Here is a 17,372-nt window from a genome sequence, read left to right as displayed (position 1 = left end):
ATTTTTGTCTTTAATTCATTGAGGATTTATATATTCATAACTCACCATGTTGTTAACCCTTACCGGTAGCTAATACATTAATTACAGCCATAACTAAATCTGCTGGATCTACGGGTTTTGTCACATGACTTTGAAAGCCGGCTCCAAGAGCACGCACCCTATCTTCACTATCGGCATAGGCAGTTAATGCCACAGCAGGCACATTTGCTATCTGATCTATCTTTAAAGCACGCACTTTCTGAATTAAGGTGTATCCATCCTCATCAGGCATACCAATATCACAAACCAAAATATCAGGTTGCAATTGCGGTAGTACCTCTAGCGCTTCTGCTGCTGATTTGGTTGTGGTAACAATAGCTCCATCTGCTTCTAATACGGTAGAAATATAAAAACGGCTGTCTTCATCATCATCTACAATGAGGATTTTTAAATTAGTAAGAGGGAGAGAAGGCTGGGCGGAGTCTCCATCAATATTGGAAAAAAGAGAAAAATCCCTCATGATCTTATCCCTCATTTGTTCTCTGTTTCCTTCAGTAATTTTACTGCGTTAGTGTAGATGTGATGTATGCTGATAGAAATTTCTTGTAATTTCTATGGCATCTCATAAAACAGGGCTTGCTGTTAGATTTGTTTTGAGGAAAGATAGCTTGTGCAATACATCCAATTGGTCATAGTATTTCTTCACATAGCATAGTAGCGATCGCCCAAAAGCAGCACAAAAATCTCTGAACTAAATTACAGAGCCGACAAGTTTTTCATTGAATTATGTAAACTCTTTCAACAGAATTCTCTTAGATATATTACCATTTATTAAAAATATCTTAAGTAGTTAAAATCAAATTTTTTGCGTATAGCTGAGATATAAAAAAGCTGATCTCACAAAAGTGCAACCCATAAAATTACCTTGAACACATTTTTTACTATGTGTTATCAATACAGCCTTTTATACCTTCAATATTCTGTATAACTATCTAGAACGTGGCTACTGAGAAAAATTACGATTTCTTGCAATTAGATTTAAATACATATGAGCAAGAACCAATTCATATTCCTGGTTCTGTTCAGTCACATGGGGTGATTTTAACATTAAAAGAACCAGAGCTAATAATTTTACAAATTAGTAATAATACACAATATATTTTAGGTTTATCTCCCGAAGAATTACTTAATCAACCACTCAGTAAATTACTTGATTCTGAACAAATGGAACATTTTGTTGATTGTTTGAATCAAGAAACTGTACAGGTAGCTAACCCAATTGAATTGGCGATCGCATCATCTGAAAAAACTAGAAATTTTGATGGTATAGTTCATCGTCAGATGGAAGTGCTAATTCTGGAGTTAGAACCAACAGTCTCAGAAAGAAATAATTTTTACTTTAAATTTTACAATTTAGTCAAACAAGCTTTATCAAAACTGCAATCGGCTTATACTTTTACTGAAATTAGTCAGATTATTGCCAAAGAGATGAGGAGAATTATTAAATTTGATAGAGTAATGATTTATAAGTTTGACGAAGACAAAAATGGCATAGTTATTGCGGAAGATAAAGAAGAACATCTTACCTCCTATTTAGGATTACATTACCCAGCTTTAGATATTCCTCCATTAGCCAGAAACCTTTTTAAGCAAAACTGGCTTCGCTTCATCCCAAATATTGATTATCAACCAGCTGCAATTATCCCCGCCCATAATCCTTTAACTAACGAGCCTTTAGATTTAAGTCATTCAGTATTGCGGAGTGTATCTCCTTGCCATATTGAGTATCTGCAAAATATGGGTGTAAAGGCAACAATGACAATTTCTGTGATTAGAAACAATAAATTATGGGGATTAATTGCTTGTCATCATTACACACCCAAATATGTACCTTATGAAATTCGTCATGCTTGTGAGTTTCTAGGACAAATGACATCTCTAGAAATAGCATCCAAAGAAGATAATGAAGACTCCGAAGACAAAATTGCAATCAAATCTATTCAAACAAAGTTAGTGGAATATATGTCGGCGGAGGAAAATTTTATCAATGGCTTACTGAACAATCAGCCGAATATACTCAATCTCGTCAATGCTCAAGGTGCTGTAGTTTGTTTTGAAGACGAACTTTATTTCATTGGTAACACTCCAAATCAACAAGAAATTCAGGACTTAATTAAATGGATCAGTCAAAACGTAACTGGAGAAATTTTTTATACAGATTCTTTACCAAGAAGATATCCGGAAGCAGAAAAATTCAAAGATGTTGCTAGCGGTTTAATTGCGCTTTCTATCTCCAAAACTCATAATAATTATGTTTTGTGGTTTCGTCCAGAAGTATTACAAACCGTGAATTGGGGAGGCGATCCCAACCAATCTATAGAAGTAATTGAAGATGGTACTTTGCGCTTGTCGCCTCGGAAATCTTTTGAACTATGGAAACAAACTGTTCACCTTAAATCTTTACCTTGGAAACCTTGGGAAGTTAATGTAGCATTGGATTTACGAAGTGCAATTATTAGTATTGTGTTGCGAAAGATAGATGAGTTGGCAAAACTCAACTTTGAACTAGAACGTAGCAATCAAGAGTTAGATGCTTTTGCTTACATTGCGTCGCACGATTTAAAAGAACCATTACGCGGTATTCATAATTACTCTAATTTCTTAATCGAAGATTATGGCGAAATTCTGAATGAGGAAGGCAAAGCCAAGCTCAAAACGCTAATTCGTCTCACTCAACGGATGGAAGATTTAATTGATTCACTGTTACGGTTTTCCCGACTAGGAAGAGTGGATCTCATGTTGCAGCAGATTGACTTAAATATTGTTTTACAACGAATTTTAGATTTGTTGGGTGCTCGTATTGAAGAGACGGGTGCAGTGATTAGTATACCTAGACCACTACCAATAGTTTACTGCGATCGCATTCAGTTAGGCGAGGTTTTTAGTAACTTAATTACTAATGCCATTAAATATAATGATAAAGCCGAGAAATTAGTTGAAATTGGCTATATGGAAGCTTCAGAAACAGTAACATTTTATGTACAAGATAATGGGATTGGTATTCGGGAAAAACATTTTGAAGCTATTTTCCGGATTTTTAAACGATTGCACAGCCCTAACAAATATGGAGGTGGCACAGGCGCAGGATTGACGATCGCCAAAAAAATTGTAGAGCGACATGGCGGTAAAATTTGGGTGGAGTCAACCTACGGTGAAGGTAGTACATTTTATTTCACTTTGCAGAAAGCTAACTGAATCTAATGATTGGCAACAGTGCTCAACCCATACTGGTGATTGAAGATAGCGATGAAGATTTTGAAGCCTTACAGCGAATGATGCACCATCAACAAGTGCTAAATCCTATATTTCGCTGTACGGATGGCGATGAGGCACTTGACTTTCTTTATCATACGGGTGCCTATCAAGAGCCTCAAATTGCTCCCCGTCCTTGGCTTATTCTACTAGATCTGAATTTACCGGGAACTGATGGGCGAGAAGTATTAGAACAGATTAAACTGGATCAAAACCTCAAGAAAATCCCTGTTGTAGTGTTTACTACTTCTTCTAATCCTAGAGATATTGAAATCTGTTACGGATGTAGTGTTGCTAGTTACATTATTAAACCTATTGATATTAAGCGATTAAAACAAACATTTCACAGTTTCCTAACTTATTGGTTGGATATTGTGGTTCTTCCTGATACGTCAATAGGTGGTTATAACCCAACAAACAACTATCCTAATTATTAGTGATGTTAATAGTTAATAGCTAATTGTTCATTGTCATTAGCCATTAACTATTAACCATTAACCATTTCCTTTATTCCCACTCAATAGTTCCAGGTGGCTTCGAGGTGATGTCATAAACCACACGGTTGACACCTTTGACTTCATTGACAATCCGGTTGGAAATCACTTCTAGTACATCGTAAGGTACGCGCGCCCAATCGGCAGTCATGCCATCTTCACTAGTGATAATACGTAAAACTATAGGATAGGCATAGGTACGCTGATCACCCATAACACCGACACTCTTGATTGGCAACAAGACAGCAAATGCTTGCCAGTATTGGTGGTATAAACCACGCTGGTTAATTTCCTGCCGCACAATCAAATCGGCATCCCGTAAAATCTTCAACCTTTCGGCAGTAATTTCACCTAAAATCCGAATTGCCAAACCAGGGCCGGGGAACGGATGACGTTGTACAATTTCTTCTGGCAAACCAATAGAACGCCCGACTTTACGAACTTCGTCCTTAAAAAGTTTCCGTAATGGTTCTACCAGTTTGAATCGCAAATCTTTAGGCAAACCACCAACGTTATGATGGCTTTTGATTTTCACCGCTACCCTTTCGCCTGTTTGCGGATCGACGTTGGTATCGGCGGATTCAATTACATCTGGATAAAGCGTGCCTTGTGCTAGATAATCAAAAGGGCCAAGACGTTTCGACTCTTCCTCAAATACACTGATAAATTCGTGGCCAATAATACGACGCTTTTCTTCTGGATCGGTGACACCAGTAAGAGCAACAAGGAAGCGATCGCGAGCATTTACGTACTCTACAGGAATGTGAAACTGTTCTTGGAATAACTTTAATAACCGCTCTGGCTCATACTTGCGCATAAAGCCTTGGTCAATAAAGACACAAGTCAACTGATCGCCGATCGCTTTATGTAGTAAAAAAGCCAGAGTAGAAGAATCCACTCCACCAGATAGTGCCAATAACACCCGCTTGCTACCAACTTTGGCGCGAATTTCGCGAATTGCTTCTTCAACAAAGGCAGCAGTTGTCCAAGTGGGTTCGCATTCACAAATGTGGTAAACAAAATTACGGATTAATGCTAAACCGCCAACAGAATGCACTACTTCTGGATGGAACTGAACGCCATAAAGTTTCCGCTTGTGATCGGCGATCGCAGCACAGGGAGTATTTTCTGTATGTGCCAGCAATTCAAATCCAGAGGGCATGGCTGTAACAGAGTCACCATGACTCATCCACATAGTCGTGCCATCCTCAACATTGGTAAACAAGTCTGTTGGATCGTCTATGTGTAGTGATGCCTTACCATATTCACCCCGTTCAGCTCTTGCTACTTCTCCGCCTAACTGCTGTACCATCAGCTGCATACCGTAGCAAACACCCAGGATCGGGATTCCCAAATGCCAAATTTCTGGGTCACATTTAGGAGCACCTTTGTCGTAAACTGAATTGGGCCCACCAGAAAGGATTATTCCTTTCAGATTGAGTTGCCGCAATTGTTCGGCTGTGGTTCGATAAGAAAGTACTTCTGAATAAACTTGGGTTTCTCGAATTCTGCGGGCAATCAATTCAGAATACTGAGAGCCAAAATCGAGAATCACAATCATCTGGCGATTAATTTGCCCCAGAGATTCTACTGTTTGATCCTCTTGTTGTGTTGGTAGGGTCACCGCTGTGTTCATAACGGGGAGTGTGTGGATGGAAAAGTAAAAGAATATGGTTGTTGCTCTAGAATGTGGCTAATATCGTTATATGCTCTTTCTCAGGCTTGTAAGGTTAACAAATACCGTTACAAACGCTGTTTAGAACGCGCTTACCCTGCCTACATATCCATCAATGGTGTTAAGAAGAAAAAAATACTCTAGAGTAGCTACTTAAAAGTTTATTTATTTGGAATTGTTATGATTATTCATAATAAGTTAACATAATTTTGCGATTCGCGAACAAGCAGTTTTGGATTTGACAAGAAATTTAGGGACTAGAGACGCTTGAAGAGGACAAGGGGAGGGGGAGAGGAAGACGCAAAGACAACCAGACACGGTGACGCGGAGAAACTATCAAAAATATTCCCCATGTCCCCGTGTCTCCGTGTCCCTTTGTCCCTGTGTCCTCTTTACCCAATCCCCTTTTAGATAAATCCTATTCGGTCAAGGGGCCAAAAGCGAAACACCGCACGACCGATAATATTTTTTTCTGGTAAAAAGCCCCAGTAACGGGAGTCATTACTATCGTTGCGGTTGTCTCCCATAACAAAAAATTCATCTTCAGGAACAACTACTGGTGAAAATGGCTGATTTGGTGGTTCAGCAATATAGTTTTCTTGCAAAGGTTGTCCGTTAATGTAAACCTTGCCTTTAGCAATGGTAACTACTTTACCTGGTTCTCCAATCACGCGCTTGATAAAAGCTTGGTCTTTTGGGTATCCCCGTCGTTGTAGTTCATCGGGAGGACGAAAAACAACTATATCACCCAAGCGTGGCAGATGAAAAGAATAGGAAACTTTTTCTACTACCAAGCGATCGCCTGTATGTAAGGTTGGCACCATTGAATCTGAGGGAATGTAGCGAGGTTCGGCAATAAAAGTCCTGATTAAAAATGCCAAAACTAAGGCGATCAATACCAGAGTCAGATTTTCTCGCCAACTTTGCCATCCCTTTGATGAAGCTGGCACTTGTTTTGCATCACTTTCGCGAGGGATCATAGAATTTTAGAACCAGTTAAGAATGAAGTGAAACACATACCTTGATTATTTTGACGCTAAAAGTATATTTCCAAGCAAGTTAGATTTGCACTGTCAAAACAAACATTAGTAATTTTGAAGTTACAGTTCTATAACTTGAATATTCAGCACTTCTGATGGCAGAGGAACATGAGAGGTGAAAATCAAAGCCCCTCCTTGCTGAGTAAAGTTACTCAAGACATTAAGCATTAAAGATAAAGAGTTGGGATCTTGTCCTACCATAATTTCATCCAACAGGCAAATTTTCGGTTGTCTGGCTAAGACTGCACCCAGCGCTAACCGCCTTTTTTGCCCTTGAGAAAGTGCTTGGGGATGCTCGTTGGCGTGATCGCTTAAATTCAGTTGTTCTAATAACAAATCAGCGATCGCTTTTGTGACTTCGGGTTGTTGAATTTCCGCTCGCACGCTGTCAGCAAATAACTGATGATTGGGATTTTGAAGTACAAAACCAACATCTTTAGCAATTTGCACAACAGTGCGTTTGCTCGTATCTCTGCCCAAAATTTCTAATTTTCCTGTTGTTGGCTTGAGTAATCCACACAAAAGTTTCAGCAGTGTCGTCTTGCCGCAGCCATTACCTCCTTTGAGTAAAATAGTTTCCCCTGCTCCTACTTGCAAATCGGGAAAGGGAGGGTATCCACCCCAACTCAGCCCGTGAGTGCGAAGGAGATTGGGAGAAGAGAGGAGTGGGGGAGTGGGTGAAGGGGGGAGAGGGAGAATGGCAGAGGGGAGAGATTTCTCCGACTCAATGAGTTTGCCTTGTTGGAAATAGTAGGAGCGATCGCATATCTTTTTGACTACATCTATCCGATGTTCAACGATAATTACAGACTGACCTTTTTCTGCCCTTGATTTCAATAGTTGCAGCAGAAGTTCAACACCTTTAGCATCCAGGTAAGCCAAAGGTTCATCTAACAACATCACAGGTTGTCCAATTGCCAAAAGACAGGCAATCAGCAGACGTTGCTTCTGCCCTGCTGAGAGTTGGCGAATGAACCAATTTCGTTGTGCCTCTAAACCAAATTCTTGCAGTGAATTATCAGCTAATTGCAGTATTTGGTTCGGCGGTACGTTCCAGTTTTCCAAACCGAATACAAATTCTTCCCAAACTCGCTCTGTAAAAATTTGCGTTTCTACGTTTTGCAGGAGCACGCAGAAATGTTGCGATCGCTGTCGAACTGACCACTCTGCTAAGTTAATATCTTGGTAAAAAATACTACCATATAATTTTCCACCTGTGTGATTAGGAGTAATTCCAGCCAAGCAATTCAAAAACGTACTTTTTCCACTTCCGGTTGCTCCAGCAATTAAGGTAATCTCACCAGGATAGAGGCTAAAATTTACATCCTCTATCGTTGGCTGGGATTTTCCTGGATATGTAAATGTCAGATTTACTACTTCAACAAGCGGTTGGTTGGATGCCATGTGTTCTCAAGCTACCCATTCCAGATATCCCACAACTATCACAATCGCAGCAGCACTGACAGCAAAGATAGTATCTTTTAGTTGCCATCGCAAAGGTTGGCTATTACTGCGTGGAGCCTGGGGATCGTAACCTCTGGTTTCTAAACCTACGGTAACATCATCTGCATAGGCAACAATCCGAAAAATCAACGGCATCAACAAGCCAGAAAACCACTGCCTTGGCTGACGTACTACATTTATACCCCGCAACCAATTAGCTTCAATAATTCGCTGGGCTTCTTGTTGAATAACAGGCAAAAATCTCCAAATCAGCATCAAACTCAAAACAATAAAATTGGGTAAGCGTGCGGCTTGAATTGCTCTCACTAAATCGGATGGTGAGGTAGTACTGGCAAGGAGTGGGGTTGGTAACAGAATCGCAAACAGACGCAAGCTACTAATCACAGAAATGTGGAAATCCCTCAGCCAGGTGGAAATAGCCATGAATATAAGTAGAGCGATCGCCACATACGCAAAAATTTTCAGGTTGATTCGCACGGAAACTAGTACTAGTGTCAATAAGGTAATTACTAAGACACTAATAGCTTTGATATCGTGCAGGAGCAGAGCTACAAACAGGATGGTAATACAAACAATAATTTTGAGTAGAGGATTAATCTGAGTAAGGAAATTACGCTTCCTCATGTGGAAAATCAATTTACGTATAACTGATAACTTGCACCATTTTTAATAAGCGTAAGGTGGAGAGAAGTCCTGCAGTGAGGCAGTGCGTTGCGCGGGTTCCCCGCGTTGTAGCAACTGCCGAAAGGGTTTCCCACGCCCAGGGAACTTCGGGACACTATTCACAACGTAAAAATAAGGGTTTGAGGAAAAGTAAGCAGTACTCACTCTACAAAAATGTCATCAAGCTCTGTATTCCCTAGTACCGAGTCCCTAGCCCCCAATTCCTTTTAAACATCAACATCCATTTTCCCAGCTCTTTGTAATTGCTTAACTGCTGACTCTCCTAACCACCAACCAACAATACCTGCCATACCTGCTAGTACTGTGAGCAAGATAAGTACTCCAGGCTGCGTCGCAATTTTCACAAATGGATCTGCCCTCGAACCTTTAATCAAATACGCACCAAGAAGTAAACCACCTAAGTTGGCACTGGCAAAAAAGAGAACATTTCCCCATAAACGGTTGATTTTACGTCGATAATTCCCTAAAAAGAACATCACCAACTCAGTTACTAAAACAGTGACAGCTAAGTACAGAGAAATAATCGGTGAAATCAATCCTAGTAGCACTGCCAAAGGAAGAATCATCAAAGCTACACTGCCACGACGTTGTAAACGTGCCATTCCTAAAGTCAGGAAAATCCCTCCCAGAGGCGCCCAAAACAAAAGCTGTAGTCCAGGGGGTGCGAATGGGCCGACAATAAATACAGCAATTACCATGCCAATCGTCATGAAGGCAGCGAATACATAGTCTCTCAAACGCCAAGGACTTTTCATATTAAGTTTTGAAATTTGCTTTTAGTTATGAGTGGTATGTTTTTTGCCGAAAAACACACCTATCAACACATTTTTTCTGGCTGTTAAAAGATTGTCTTAGTATAACCAAAGACCCTTTTTCTACAAAAAAGTAGTGCTATAGTTATTTCCTTAAATCTTTCCTTAAATCATATTGTATATAAAAGCTCAATCTTGCGATTTAATCAGCTTTATTCTCTTTTTGTTCGGTGTTTACCAAAGTATTTCTCACTACGATAGCGCAGCCACACTCGCAACACTTGCGGAATCTGCTGTTTTTGTTCTTTGCTTAAGGTGTTGTAAAGGGCTAACGCACGCTCGCGTTCACCTCGGCAAGCAGCGTTGTTGTGAGCATCCCAATAGCTGCGGGCAACTCGAATCCGCCGACAGACTTCCTTAATCAGTTCTTCTCCAGCGAGTGGAGCATCTTGCTTTGCCATATTCAAATACTCTTAATTCCTATGGATTTCCTATCCATAAAAGCGATCGCTCTTTACAATCTTTGAAATTTTACCTTTAAACCATCTTTTGGATGAGGGGTTGGGGTCATAATCATTTCCAAGTTCTGTTCGGGTAGTAGTTCCCACTGATAATGACGTAGCAAGAGAACTGCAAAAATCTTCATTTCCAGTTTCGCAAATTCCTTACCCAAACATTCTCGTATCCCACCACCAAAGGGGATATAACCGCAGGGCTTAGATTTGTCTTCCACCCTGTCAAGACTAAAACGTTCCGGATCGAATCCTTCTGGGTGATGATAAATACTTTTATCTTGATGGGTTCTACCAATCTGGTACAGTACAGACCAGCCTTGAGGAATATAGTAACCATTAAATTCACAAGGCTCAATCACCTCGCGAAATCCACCACCTACAGGAGGAATAAGTCGCAACACTTCTTTCAAGACTTGCTCCAGGTAAGTCATTTGTTTGAGATTTTCTGAAGTCAGTGGTATGTCTACACCTAGTTGCTGTTGTTCGGCACGGGCAGTTGCCAAAACCTCTGGATTTTGTACTAATAATAGACACAACGAAGCCAGCGCCGATGTCAGAGTTTCATGACCTGCAAATAGCAAGGTTAGCAGTTGATCTTTAAGTTCATCAAGGCTGAGGCGTTTACCTTCTTCATCTTCTGCTTGTAGCAGCAGTTCTAAGGCATCCTGAACAGAATTTCCGGTTTCTTGACGTTGACGGACTATTTTTTCTATTTCAATGAGCAATAATTTTCGGCAACGCAACGCTTTACCAAAGTTAGTCCACGGTAAATTTATTGGCAGGCTGAATAAACCATCAACCCAAGTTTTGTACCACTCACCCAATTTGGTTTGGGAAGCGGAATCAGTACCTACAAGTAATTTGCAGGCAGTATCAAGAGTATAATTCCTGAGTTCTGGATACCAGGCAAATGTACCGAGTTTCTCCCACCTATCTAGATATTGGTGGGTAATTTGCTCCATTGTACTGGCATAACTAGCTAAAGCCCGTGGTTGAAAAGCTTGGGATAACAGTTTGCGGCGATTATGGTGTTCTGTACCTTTCTGAACTGATAAAGATGCAGTACCTAAAAGTGTTTTTGTGCTACGAGGCCAATTATTGGAAAAATATTTATTGTCATTACTGAATAGAAATCGGTTCCCATCTGCACCTGTGACAATTAAGGTTGGACGCCCAAATACTTGAGTTTTAAAGACAGAACCATACTTTTGCTGTCGCTTTTTGGTAAAGTCTGGATCGTTTAAAAACGGTATAGTTTCTCCAATCCAAGGCAAACCATAACTACCAGGAGGTAAAGGAAGGGAACTAAGGGTATTGCTGGTTGTCATCTAGTCCTACTTAAATTAATCGACATTCATATGGACTGACACAATTTATGCAGGTAAATACAGATAGATTTTTGTGTTCATCTGTATTCTCTCTGGTTAATTTTAAATGCACACGGATGAAATGTACCACAAATAGCAGAGGATTTGGATTGGGTAGAACAGACAACGGCAGACAATTCGACGCTAGCAATTTCAAGGTGGTGGCAACAATGGGCTTTGGAGATTCCCCTGATTTCGTATCACCGGATTGGTTGGGGCATCTTATGTTTTTTAGGCACTTTGATTGTGATACTAATCTTCTCTTCTTCAATTGGTACAGCAAATAGGCTTTAACGTTATTCATGCCGAAGATGAGATGGAATCGCAATACGGTAAGCCTGTTTGTTTCCGTTGGATTGTAGCTCGTAAGGCAGACATAGAGATCTAAATTAACGGCTCATTGCAGTTCTCTGTTGTGGCGTTGCTGATAACAGATGAAACAACAATAGCAACTCAGTTCTTTTCAATCTGGTTGTTGATTTGACTTGCCCAGTTTAAATACGAAGATTAAAAATCTGTACTAATCCAATAATTATCAAATATATTGCCACAATGTAGTTAAGCAGTCTGGGAAGTATAAGAATTAGTATTCCTGCTATTAAAGCAACAATTCCATTAATATTAATACCTACCTGAACAGTAGTAGTTTGTTGGGCAAGTAAAATTGGCAAATCAAACATAGTTAGTTGAGTAGGAAAATACCTAAAATCTAGTAACAATTTAATAATAAGTACACCTCTCTTAAGACTAATTTCTTTAATAAGACTGATATTTATATTTACATACTCTTATATACTCTCATGACTAAAAGTTGTGGGGTTCTAAGCTCAAACGCTTGTTTTGCCAGCCTTTTTAGGTATTGCCAACTCTAATGGAACTAGATTTCTGAGTCAAATGTAAAGAAAATTATTTTTTTGTAAACATTTGTGATATTTTGGTTTGAGAGCACAACTGTAAACTACAGATGTCTTGCTCCACGTTGGGTCAGTTGAAAACTTAGTGAGGTAGTTCTCTAATATGGCAATTACTATCGACTCTGCCCGTGGCATTTTCCCCAATACACTGTCGGCGGATGCCGTACCAGCTCTAACCGCTCGATTCAACCAACTCAGCGCCGAAGATCAACTGGCATGGACATGGTTCGCTTTCTTGGAGATGGGTAAAACCATTACCGTTGCTGCTCCTGGTGCAGCCAGTATGCAGTTTGCAGAAGGAATCCTGAACCAAATCAAGCAAATGACTTTTCCTGAACAAACTCAGGTTATGTGCGATCTTGCAAACCACGCAGATACGCCCATTTGCCGTACCTATGCTACTTGGTCACCTAATATTAAGCTAGGTTTCTGGAATCAGCTTGGGGAATGGATGGAGCAAGGCATTGTTGCGCCAATTCCAGCTGGCTATCAACTATCAGCTAATGCTAAAGCTGTATTGGAAACTCTCAAAGCCTTGGATCAAGGTCAACAGATCACCGTCTTGCGGAACTCCGTTGTGGACATGGGGTTTGATGTCAATAAACTAGGCAGCTACACCAAAATTTCTGAACCTGTAGTTCCGCCTAAAGAAAAGTCTCAACGTACTCAAGTCACTATTCAAGGTATCAACAACCCAACCGTGTTGAACTACATGAACAACTTGAATGCAAATGACTTTGATGAACTGATCAAGCTATTCGTACCAGACGGCGCTTTGCAGCCTCCTTTTCAAAGACCAATCGTGGGCAAAGATGCGATCTTGCGGTTCTTCCGAGAAGAATGCCAAAATCTCAATTTGCTCCCAGAGCGGGGTATCTCTGAACCCGCAGAAGATGGCTATACTCAAGTGAAAGTGACGGGCAAAGTTCAAACCCCTTGGTTTGGCGCAGCAGTGGGCATGAACATGGCTTGGCGGTTTTTGCTCAATCCTGAAGGTAAGATATTTTTTGTAGCCATTGACTTGTTAGCTTCTCCCAAAGAACTTTTGAACCTAGTTCGCTAGGCAGACAATAGAAATAACTAAATTGACGATGATCATAAATTGAGCGCTTTTGGTTAACAGAGCGCTCAATTACTCTAGAAAAACAAAAGACTTTAACCAAATAACTACGGCACAAATTTCAGGTTGAATCATGCAAGCAAGTGAAACTGAGTGGACGGACATCGAGAAGAAGATAGCTAGAACTGCCTTTGAACAAGCCTATAAAAGAGAAATTGATGCTTTGCTCAAACAAGTTCAAAAGCAAGCAACTACGCTTGTGGACTTGGGTGATCTCTGGCGGTTGCACGATTTCTTGAGTGCTAAAAGGCATGAAGTTGAGGGCAAGTATGACTACCAATACTCCGTTCTGCTCTTTGTCTTTGCTGAATTGATCAAAGAAGGCTGGTTAGCTCTGAACGAACTCGAAGGGTTGAATCAAGACAAGCTATCCAAGGTAGCTGTTCTGTCGCGGATGTAGCTTGTTAGCGTTAATGAAAATAATTCTATAAATAAAAACGGTAGAAGACTTTCACCTTCTACCGCTTTCAAATTTTAAATTCTAGATTTTAAATCTAAAATTTACTCCACACCGGGAGTCATCAATTCCCGGCGCTGTTCTGGTCTTACCGTTACAGTACCGCTTTCATCCACATCAACGATCGCAGTATCCCCTTCCTTAACACGACCGGAGAGAATTTCTTCTGCCAAGCTATCTTCAAGCAAGCGCATAATTGCCCGACGTAAAGGTCTTGCACCGTAGCTGGGGTTGTAACCCTCTTGCAGTAGGCGTTCCTTGAAGCGATCGCTCACTTCCAAAGTAATGCCTTTTTCGGTGAGGCGACCGAATACTTCTTTGAGCATGATGTCGGCAATTTGCATTACCTCTTCCTTGCTCAGTTGACGGAAGACGATAATTTCATCCAGACGGTTGAGGAATTCTGGACGGAAGTACTGTTTGAGTTCTTCGTTCACCAAAGACTTAATGCGGTTGTATTGCTGTTCGCTTTGGTCTTCAGCAAACTCGAAGCCGATTCCGCCGCCGCCTTTTTCAATTACCTTAGAACCGATGTTGGAAGTCAAGATCAGCAAGGTGTTCTTGAAGTCTACCGTGCGACCTTTGGCATCAGTTAAGCGACCATCTTCTAGAATTTGCAGCAGCATATTGAATACATCGGGGTGCGCTTTTTCGATTTCGTCAAATAGCACCACGGTGTAAGGACGGCGACGTACTGCTTCTGTCAATTGACCGCCTTCGTTGTAACCGACATAGCCTGGAGGCGAACCAATCAGCTTGGAAACGGTGTGACGCTCCATGTATTCGGACATATCTAAGCGGATCATCGCTTCTTCAGAACCGAAGAAGTAAGATGCCAATGATTTTGCCAACTCGGTTTTACCTACACCAGTAGGCCCGGAGAAGACAAAGCTGGCGATGGGTCGGTTGGGATTCTTCAAGCCGACACGAGCGCGACGAATTGCCCGCGAAACTGCCTTCACAGCGTCTTCTTGACCAATTAGGCGCTGGTGCAAGGTTTCTTCCATGTGTAGCAGCTTTTCGGACTCGGATTCGGTGAGTTTGTTCACCGGTACTCCTGTCCAGGAAGCGACAATGTGGGCAATGTCTTCTTCGTTAACGACAGGTTCATCACCATCATTGCGACCACCATTGGATTTGCTTTGAGCGATCGCGCGAATTTCGGCTTTGATTTCCATTTCGCGATCGCGCAGTTCTCCAGCTCGGTCAAAGTCTTGGGCGCGAACTGCATCGTCTTTTTCCTTCAAAATCTGGCGCAGTTCTTTGTCCAATTCCTTGGCTGCGGGTGGCAGTTGGGAGTTAATCAAACGTACCCGGCTTCCTGCTTCGTCAATCAAGTCGATCGCTTTGTCCGGCAGATAGCGATCGCTGATATAACGGTCAGATAATTTCGCTGCTGCAATCAAAGCTTCGTCGGAAATCTTTAGCTTATGGTGTTGCTCGTAGCGATCGCGTAGCCCGCGTAAAATTTCTATAGTTTCATCCACCGTAGGTTCACCGACCATCACTGGTTGGAAACGGCGTTCTAGGGCTGCATCCCGCTCAATGTGTTTGCGGTATTCATCTAGGGTTGTGGCTCCAATACACTGCAACTCACCTCTTGCCAAAGCTGGCTTGAGGATATTTGCCGCATCAATCGCGCCTTCTGCCGCACCTGCACCAATTAAGGTGTGTACCTCATCTATTACTAAAATTACATTTCCCGCCTGCCGAATTTCATCCATGATTTTCTTCAGGCGTTCTTCAAATTCACCTCGATATTTTGTTCCTGCTACTAGTAAACCAATATCTAAAGTAACTACGCGTTTTTCTTCCAGGATGTCGGGGACATCTTTGTTGGCAATACGCTGCGCTAAACCTTCAGCGATCGCGGTTTTACCAACCCCTGGTTCCCCAATTAGTACGGGATTGTTTTTTGTGCGGCGACCCAAAATCTGAATCACCCGCTCAATTTCTTTGGCGCGTCCCACCACTGGATCGAGCTTGCCGTCCAATGCCATTTGGGTCAAATTCGAGCCAAATTCATCTAAAGTCGGGGTCTTGTTGCCACGAGGTTGCCCACCGGCACTCACCTCAGCGGTTTCTCCCAACATCCGAATGACTTGAGTTCTTACCTTAGAGAGATCCACGCCCAGGTTTTCTAGTACCCTGGCTGCTACACCTTCCCCTTCTCGGATCAGGCCCAACAGCAGATGCTCGGTACCTATATAGTTATGCCCTAATTGGCGCGCTTCTTCCAAGGATAGTTCCAGAACTCGCTTTGCCCGTGGCGTAAACGGAATTTCCACGGCTACAAAGCCTGAACCCCGGCCTATGATTTTTTCTACTTCAATCCGAGCGTCTTTAAGATTGACGCCCATGGATTTCAGCACCTTGGCCGCCACTCCGGTACCTTCTCCAATCAGACCCAGGAGGATCTGCTCGGTACCCACAAAATTGTGTCCCAGGCGGCGTGCCTCTTCCTGGGCTAGCATGATTACCTTAATGGCTTTTTCTGTGAAGCGTTCAAACATGGCATTGTTTCCCATCACCTGCGTCGTGCCGGTACGCTGATTTTAGCACAGCAAAATCGATTGGATGTCTGTATAAAGAAATAGACATACAATCAGGGATCGCCCAGGTTTATGGGAACTACTAACTATTTATTATTTTTTGTGAACTGTGTACTGAGGAGCTTGAATTGACTGCGTTTGGGGAAATTAATTACCAACAAAAATTCTGGATTTACGAGATTGCGAAATCAATCCCAAAAGTAAAGTATATACTATAAAACTTTGCATTTGTCAATCTTGTTTTGAACACTATTATAATTTTTTATAAGACATAGGAGGAAAAATAACAATTAAGTAGAGTTTAAGTAGAGTTAAAAAAGTCATAACTCACCGTGAGACACTCAAGCATAGAAATAATTGCTCAATGCTTGCAGGATTTTATTAACAGTCTATAGCTAATAGTAACTAATCCCTATTGACTATTATCGGTGATCTAGGCACAGTTAACTGCATCTCTAACGAAGATTGGCTAAATCCCAAGAAAAATTATTGAGGCGATCGCTAATCAGGGCGTGTAAGTAGTGCAAAGTTTCTTGAAATTCTGGAGATTGCAAACCCCCCAGCCACAGAATCAGCGCATCTTCATCGTTATCTTTATAGTAACGTCGTCGCCGTCCAGCAACTTTGAAGCCGAATTTCTGATACAGAGAAATAGCAGCTTGGTTGGAAACTCTGACTTCGAGGGTTGCTCGTTCGCTGCCGCACTCACAAGACGTCTGGAGTAGAGAATACAGCATAGCCTGCCCCAAAGCTTGACCTTGGTATTGGGGATGAACTGCCAAAATTGTAATATGGGCTTCCTCTAAAATTGACCAAAAACAGCCCATTGCCACTAACTTTTGCGGAAATAAAGGCGAAAACAAACCAAGTAAGATGCTATTGGGACTGTCTATTTCTCTTTGGTATGCTTCCATTGTCCAAAGACCACCAAAGCAGGCTTTGTCCAGTTCCAATACAGCACCTAAATCTGCTGTTGTTAATGATTTCAGTTCTAGTTTGAATTTGCTCACACTTTTTGGTTAAGTCTACAGCATCAAAGAAAGGTTT

15 protein-coding genes are annotated in these 17,372 nt (G+C 41.5%); 4 read left to right on the top strand and 11 right to left on the bottom strand.

All coding sequences use genetic code 11. The features are described 5' to 3' along the window. Positions 1-52: 52 nt before the first annotated feature. The gene (locus QUB80_RS05260) at positions 53-499 is read right to left on the bottom strand and encodes a response regulator (RefSeq protein WP_289788432.1); all 447 of its coding nucleotides are present in this window, start codon (positions 497-499) and stop codon (positions 53-55) included. Positions 500-978: 479 nt separating this feature from the next. Between QUB80_RS05260 and QUB80_RS05255 the strand changes: the two genes are divergently transcribed. Both QUB80_RS05255 and QUB80_RS05250 read left to right on the top strand, forming a co-directional pair. Further along, positions 979-3,234 carry an ATP-binding protein gene (locus QUB80_RS05255; protein ID WP_289788431.1) on the top strand — a complete coding sequence of 752 codons (2,256 nt, stop codon included), beginning with the start codon at positions 979-981 and terminating at the stop codon, positions 3,232-3,234. Positions 3,235-3,239: 5 nt separating this feature from the next. Further along, positions 3,240-3,728, top strand: a complete 489-nt coding sequence (locus QUB80_RS05250; protein WP_289788430.1) for a response regulator — start codon at positions 3,240-3,242, stop codon at positions 3,726-3,728. Positions 3,729-3,798: 70 nt separating this feature from the next. On the opposite strand, the gene guaA is transcribed toward QUB80_RS05250, so the two are convergent. The 8 genes from guaA to QUB80_RS05210 all read right to left on the bottom strand — a co-directional run bounded on the left by guaA (position 3,799) and on the right by QUB80_RS05210 (position 11,962). Beyond that, a complete protein-coding gene (guaA, locus tag QUB80_RS05245; protein ID WP_289788429.1) occupies positions 3,799-5,421 on the bottom strand; it encodes a glutamine-hydrolyzing GMP synthase in 1,623 nt (540 codons plus the stop codon). Between the two features lie 446 nt (positions 5,422-5,867). Further along, a complete protein-coding gene (gene lepB, locus QUB80_RS05240) occupies positions 5,868-6,440 on the bottom strand; it encodes a signal peptidase I (protein ID WP_289788428.1) in 573 nt (190 codons plus the stop codon). Positions 6,441-6,560: 120 nt separating this feature from the next. Further along, on the bottom strand, positions 6,561-7,904 hold the full coding sequence (locus tag QUB80_RS05235; RefSeq protein WP_289788427.1) for an ABC transporter ATP-binding protein: 1,344 nt from the start codon (positions 7,902-7,904) through the stop codon (positions 6,561-6,563). A 6-nt stretch (positions 7,905-7,910) separates the two neighbouring features. Beyond that, positions 7,911-8,588: an energy-coupling factor transporter transmembrane component T family protein gene (locus QUB80_RS05230; protein ID WP_289788426.1), complete on the bottom strand. Its 678-nt coding sequence runs from the start codon at positions 8,586-8,588 to the stop codon at positions 7,911-7,913. A gap of 266 nt (positions 8,589-8,854) precedes the next feature. Continuing rightward, complete coding sequence (locus QUB80_RS05225) at positions 8,855-9,403, bottom strand: hypothetical protein (protein ID WP_289788425.1); 549 nt, start codon at positions 9,401-9,403, stop codon at positions 8,855-8,857. A gap of 209 nt (positions 9,404-9,612) precedes the next feature. Next, positions 9,613-9,861 (bottom strand): Precorrin-3B methylase, encoded by a 249-nt coding sequence (locus QUB80_RS05220; protein ID WP_289788424.1) that lies wholly within the window; start codon positions 9,859-9,861, stop codon positions 9,613-9,615. A gap of 53 nt (positions 9,862-9,914) precedes the next feature. Beyond that, on the bottom strand, positions 9,915-11,243 hold the full coding sequence (locus QUB80_RS05215) for a cytochrome P450 (protein ID WP_289788423.1): 1,329 nt from the start codon (positions 11,241-11,243) through the stop codon (positions 9,915-9,917). 533 nt (positions 11,244-11,776) lie between these two features. Continuing rightward, positions 11,777-11,962, bottom strand: coding sequence for a DUF3096 domain-containing protein (locus QUB80_RS05210; protein WP_289788422.1), 186 nt, complete (start codon positions 11,960-11,962; stop codon positions 11,777-11,779). 337 nt (positions 11,963-12,299) lie between these two features. On the opposite strand from QUB80_RS05210, the gene QUB80_RS05205 reads away from it, so the two are divergent. Continuing rightward, positions 12,300-13,259 carry an orange carotenoid-binding protein gene (locus QUB80_RS05205; RefSeq protein WP_289788421.1) on the top strand — a complete coding sequence of 320 codons (960 nt, stop codon included), beginning with the start codon at positions 12,300-12,302 and terminating at the stop codon, positions 13,257-13,259. A gap of 130 nt (positions 13,260-13,389) precedes the next feature. After that, complete coding sequence (frp, locus tag QUB80_RS05200) at positions 13,390-13,716, top strand: fluorescence recovery protein (protein WP_289788420.1); 327 nt, start codon at positions 13,390-13,392, stop codon at positions 13,714-13,716. Between the two features lie 101 nt (positions 13,717-13,817). Here the strand turns inward: frp and QUB80_RS05195 are convergent, their stop codons facing one another. Beyond that, the gene (locus QUB80_RS05195) at positions 13,818-16,286 is read right to left on the bottom strand and encodes an ATP-dependent Clp protease ATP-binding subunit (protein ID WP_289788419.1); all 2,469 of its coding nucleotides are present in this window, start codon (positions 16,284-16,286) and stop codon (positions 13,818-13,820) included. Positions 16,287-16,780: 494 nt separating this feature from the next. Then, positions 16,781-17,335: a ribosomal protein S18-alanine N-acetyltransferase gene (rimI, locus tag QUB80_RS05190; protein ID WP_289788418.1), complete on the bottom strand. Its 555-nt coding sequence runs from the start codon at positions 17,333-17,335 to the stop codon at positions 16,781-16,783. Positions 17,336-17,372 lie beyond the last annotated feature (37 nt).

Origin of the sequence: Chlorogloeopsis sp. ULAP01 (genome assembly GCF_030381805.1) — a bacterium.
Taxonomy (GTDB): Bacteria; Cyanobacteriota; Cyanobacteriia; order Cyanobacteriales; family Nostocaceae; genus Chlorogloeopsis.
This window is presented reverse-complemented; position numbering and strand designations above follow the sequence as displayed.

Bases quoted from the DNA above. Each gene is read 5' to 3' on its own strand.
- QUB80_RS05205 (WP_289788421.1), top strand. From the start codon at position 12,300: ATGGCAATTACTATCGACTCTGCCCGTGGCATTTTCCCCAATACACTG.
- guaA (WP_289788429.1), bottom strand. From the start codon at position 5,421: ATGAACACAGCGGTGACCCTACCAACACAACAAGAGGATCAAACAGTA.
- frp (WP_289788420.1), top strand. From the start codon at position 13,390: ATGCAAGCAAGTGAAACTGAGTGGACGGACATCGAGAAGAAGATAGCT.
- QUB80_RS05225 (WP_289788425.1), bottom strand. From the start codon at position 9,403: ATGAAAAGTCCTTGGCGTTTGAGAGACTATGTATTCGCTGCCTTCATG.
- QUB80_RS05210 (WP_289788422.1), bottom strand. From the start codon at position 11,962: ATGTTTGATTTGCCAATTTTACTTGCCCAACAAACTACTACTGTTCAG.
- QUB80_RS05235 (WP_289788427.1), bottom strand. From the start codon at position 7,904: ATGGCATCCAACCAACCGCTTGTTGAAGTAGTAAATCTGACATTTACA.
- QUB80_RS05195 (WP_289788419.1), bottom strand. From the start codon at position 16,286: ATGTTTGAACGCTTCACAGAAAAAGCCATTAAGGTAATCATGCTAGCC.
- QUB80_RS05250 (WP_289788430.1), top strand. From the start codon at position 3,240: ATGATTGGCAACAGTGCTCAACCCATACTGGTGATTGAAGATAGCGAT.
- QUB80_RS05230 (WP_289788426.1), bottom strand. From the start codon at position 8,588: ATGAGGAAGCGTAATTTCCTTACTCAGATTAATCCTCTACTCAAAATT.
- QUB80_RS05220 (WP_289788424.1), bottom strand. From the start codon at position 9,861: ATGGCAAAGCAAGATGCTCCACTCGCTGGAGAAGAACTGATTAAGGAA.
- QUB80_RS05260 (WP_289788432.1), bottom strand. From the start codon at position 499: ATGAGGGATTTTTCTCTTTTTTCCAATATTGATGGAGACTCCGCCCAG.
- lepB (WP_289788428.1), bottom strand. From the start codon at position 6,440: ATGATCCCTCGCGAAAGTGATGCAAAACAAGTGCCAGCTTCATCAAAG.
- QUB80_RS05215 (WP_289788423.1), bottom strand. From the start codon at position 11,243: ATGACAACCAGCAATACCCTTAGTTCCCTTCCTTTACCTCCTGGTAGT.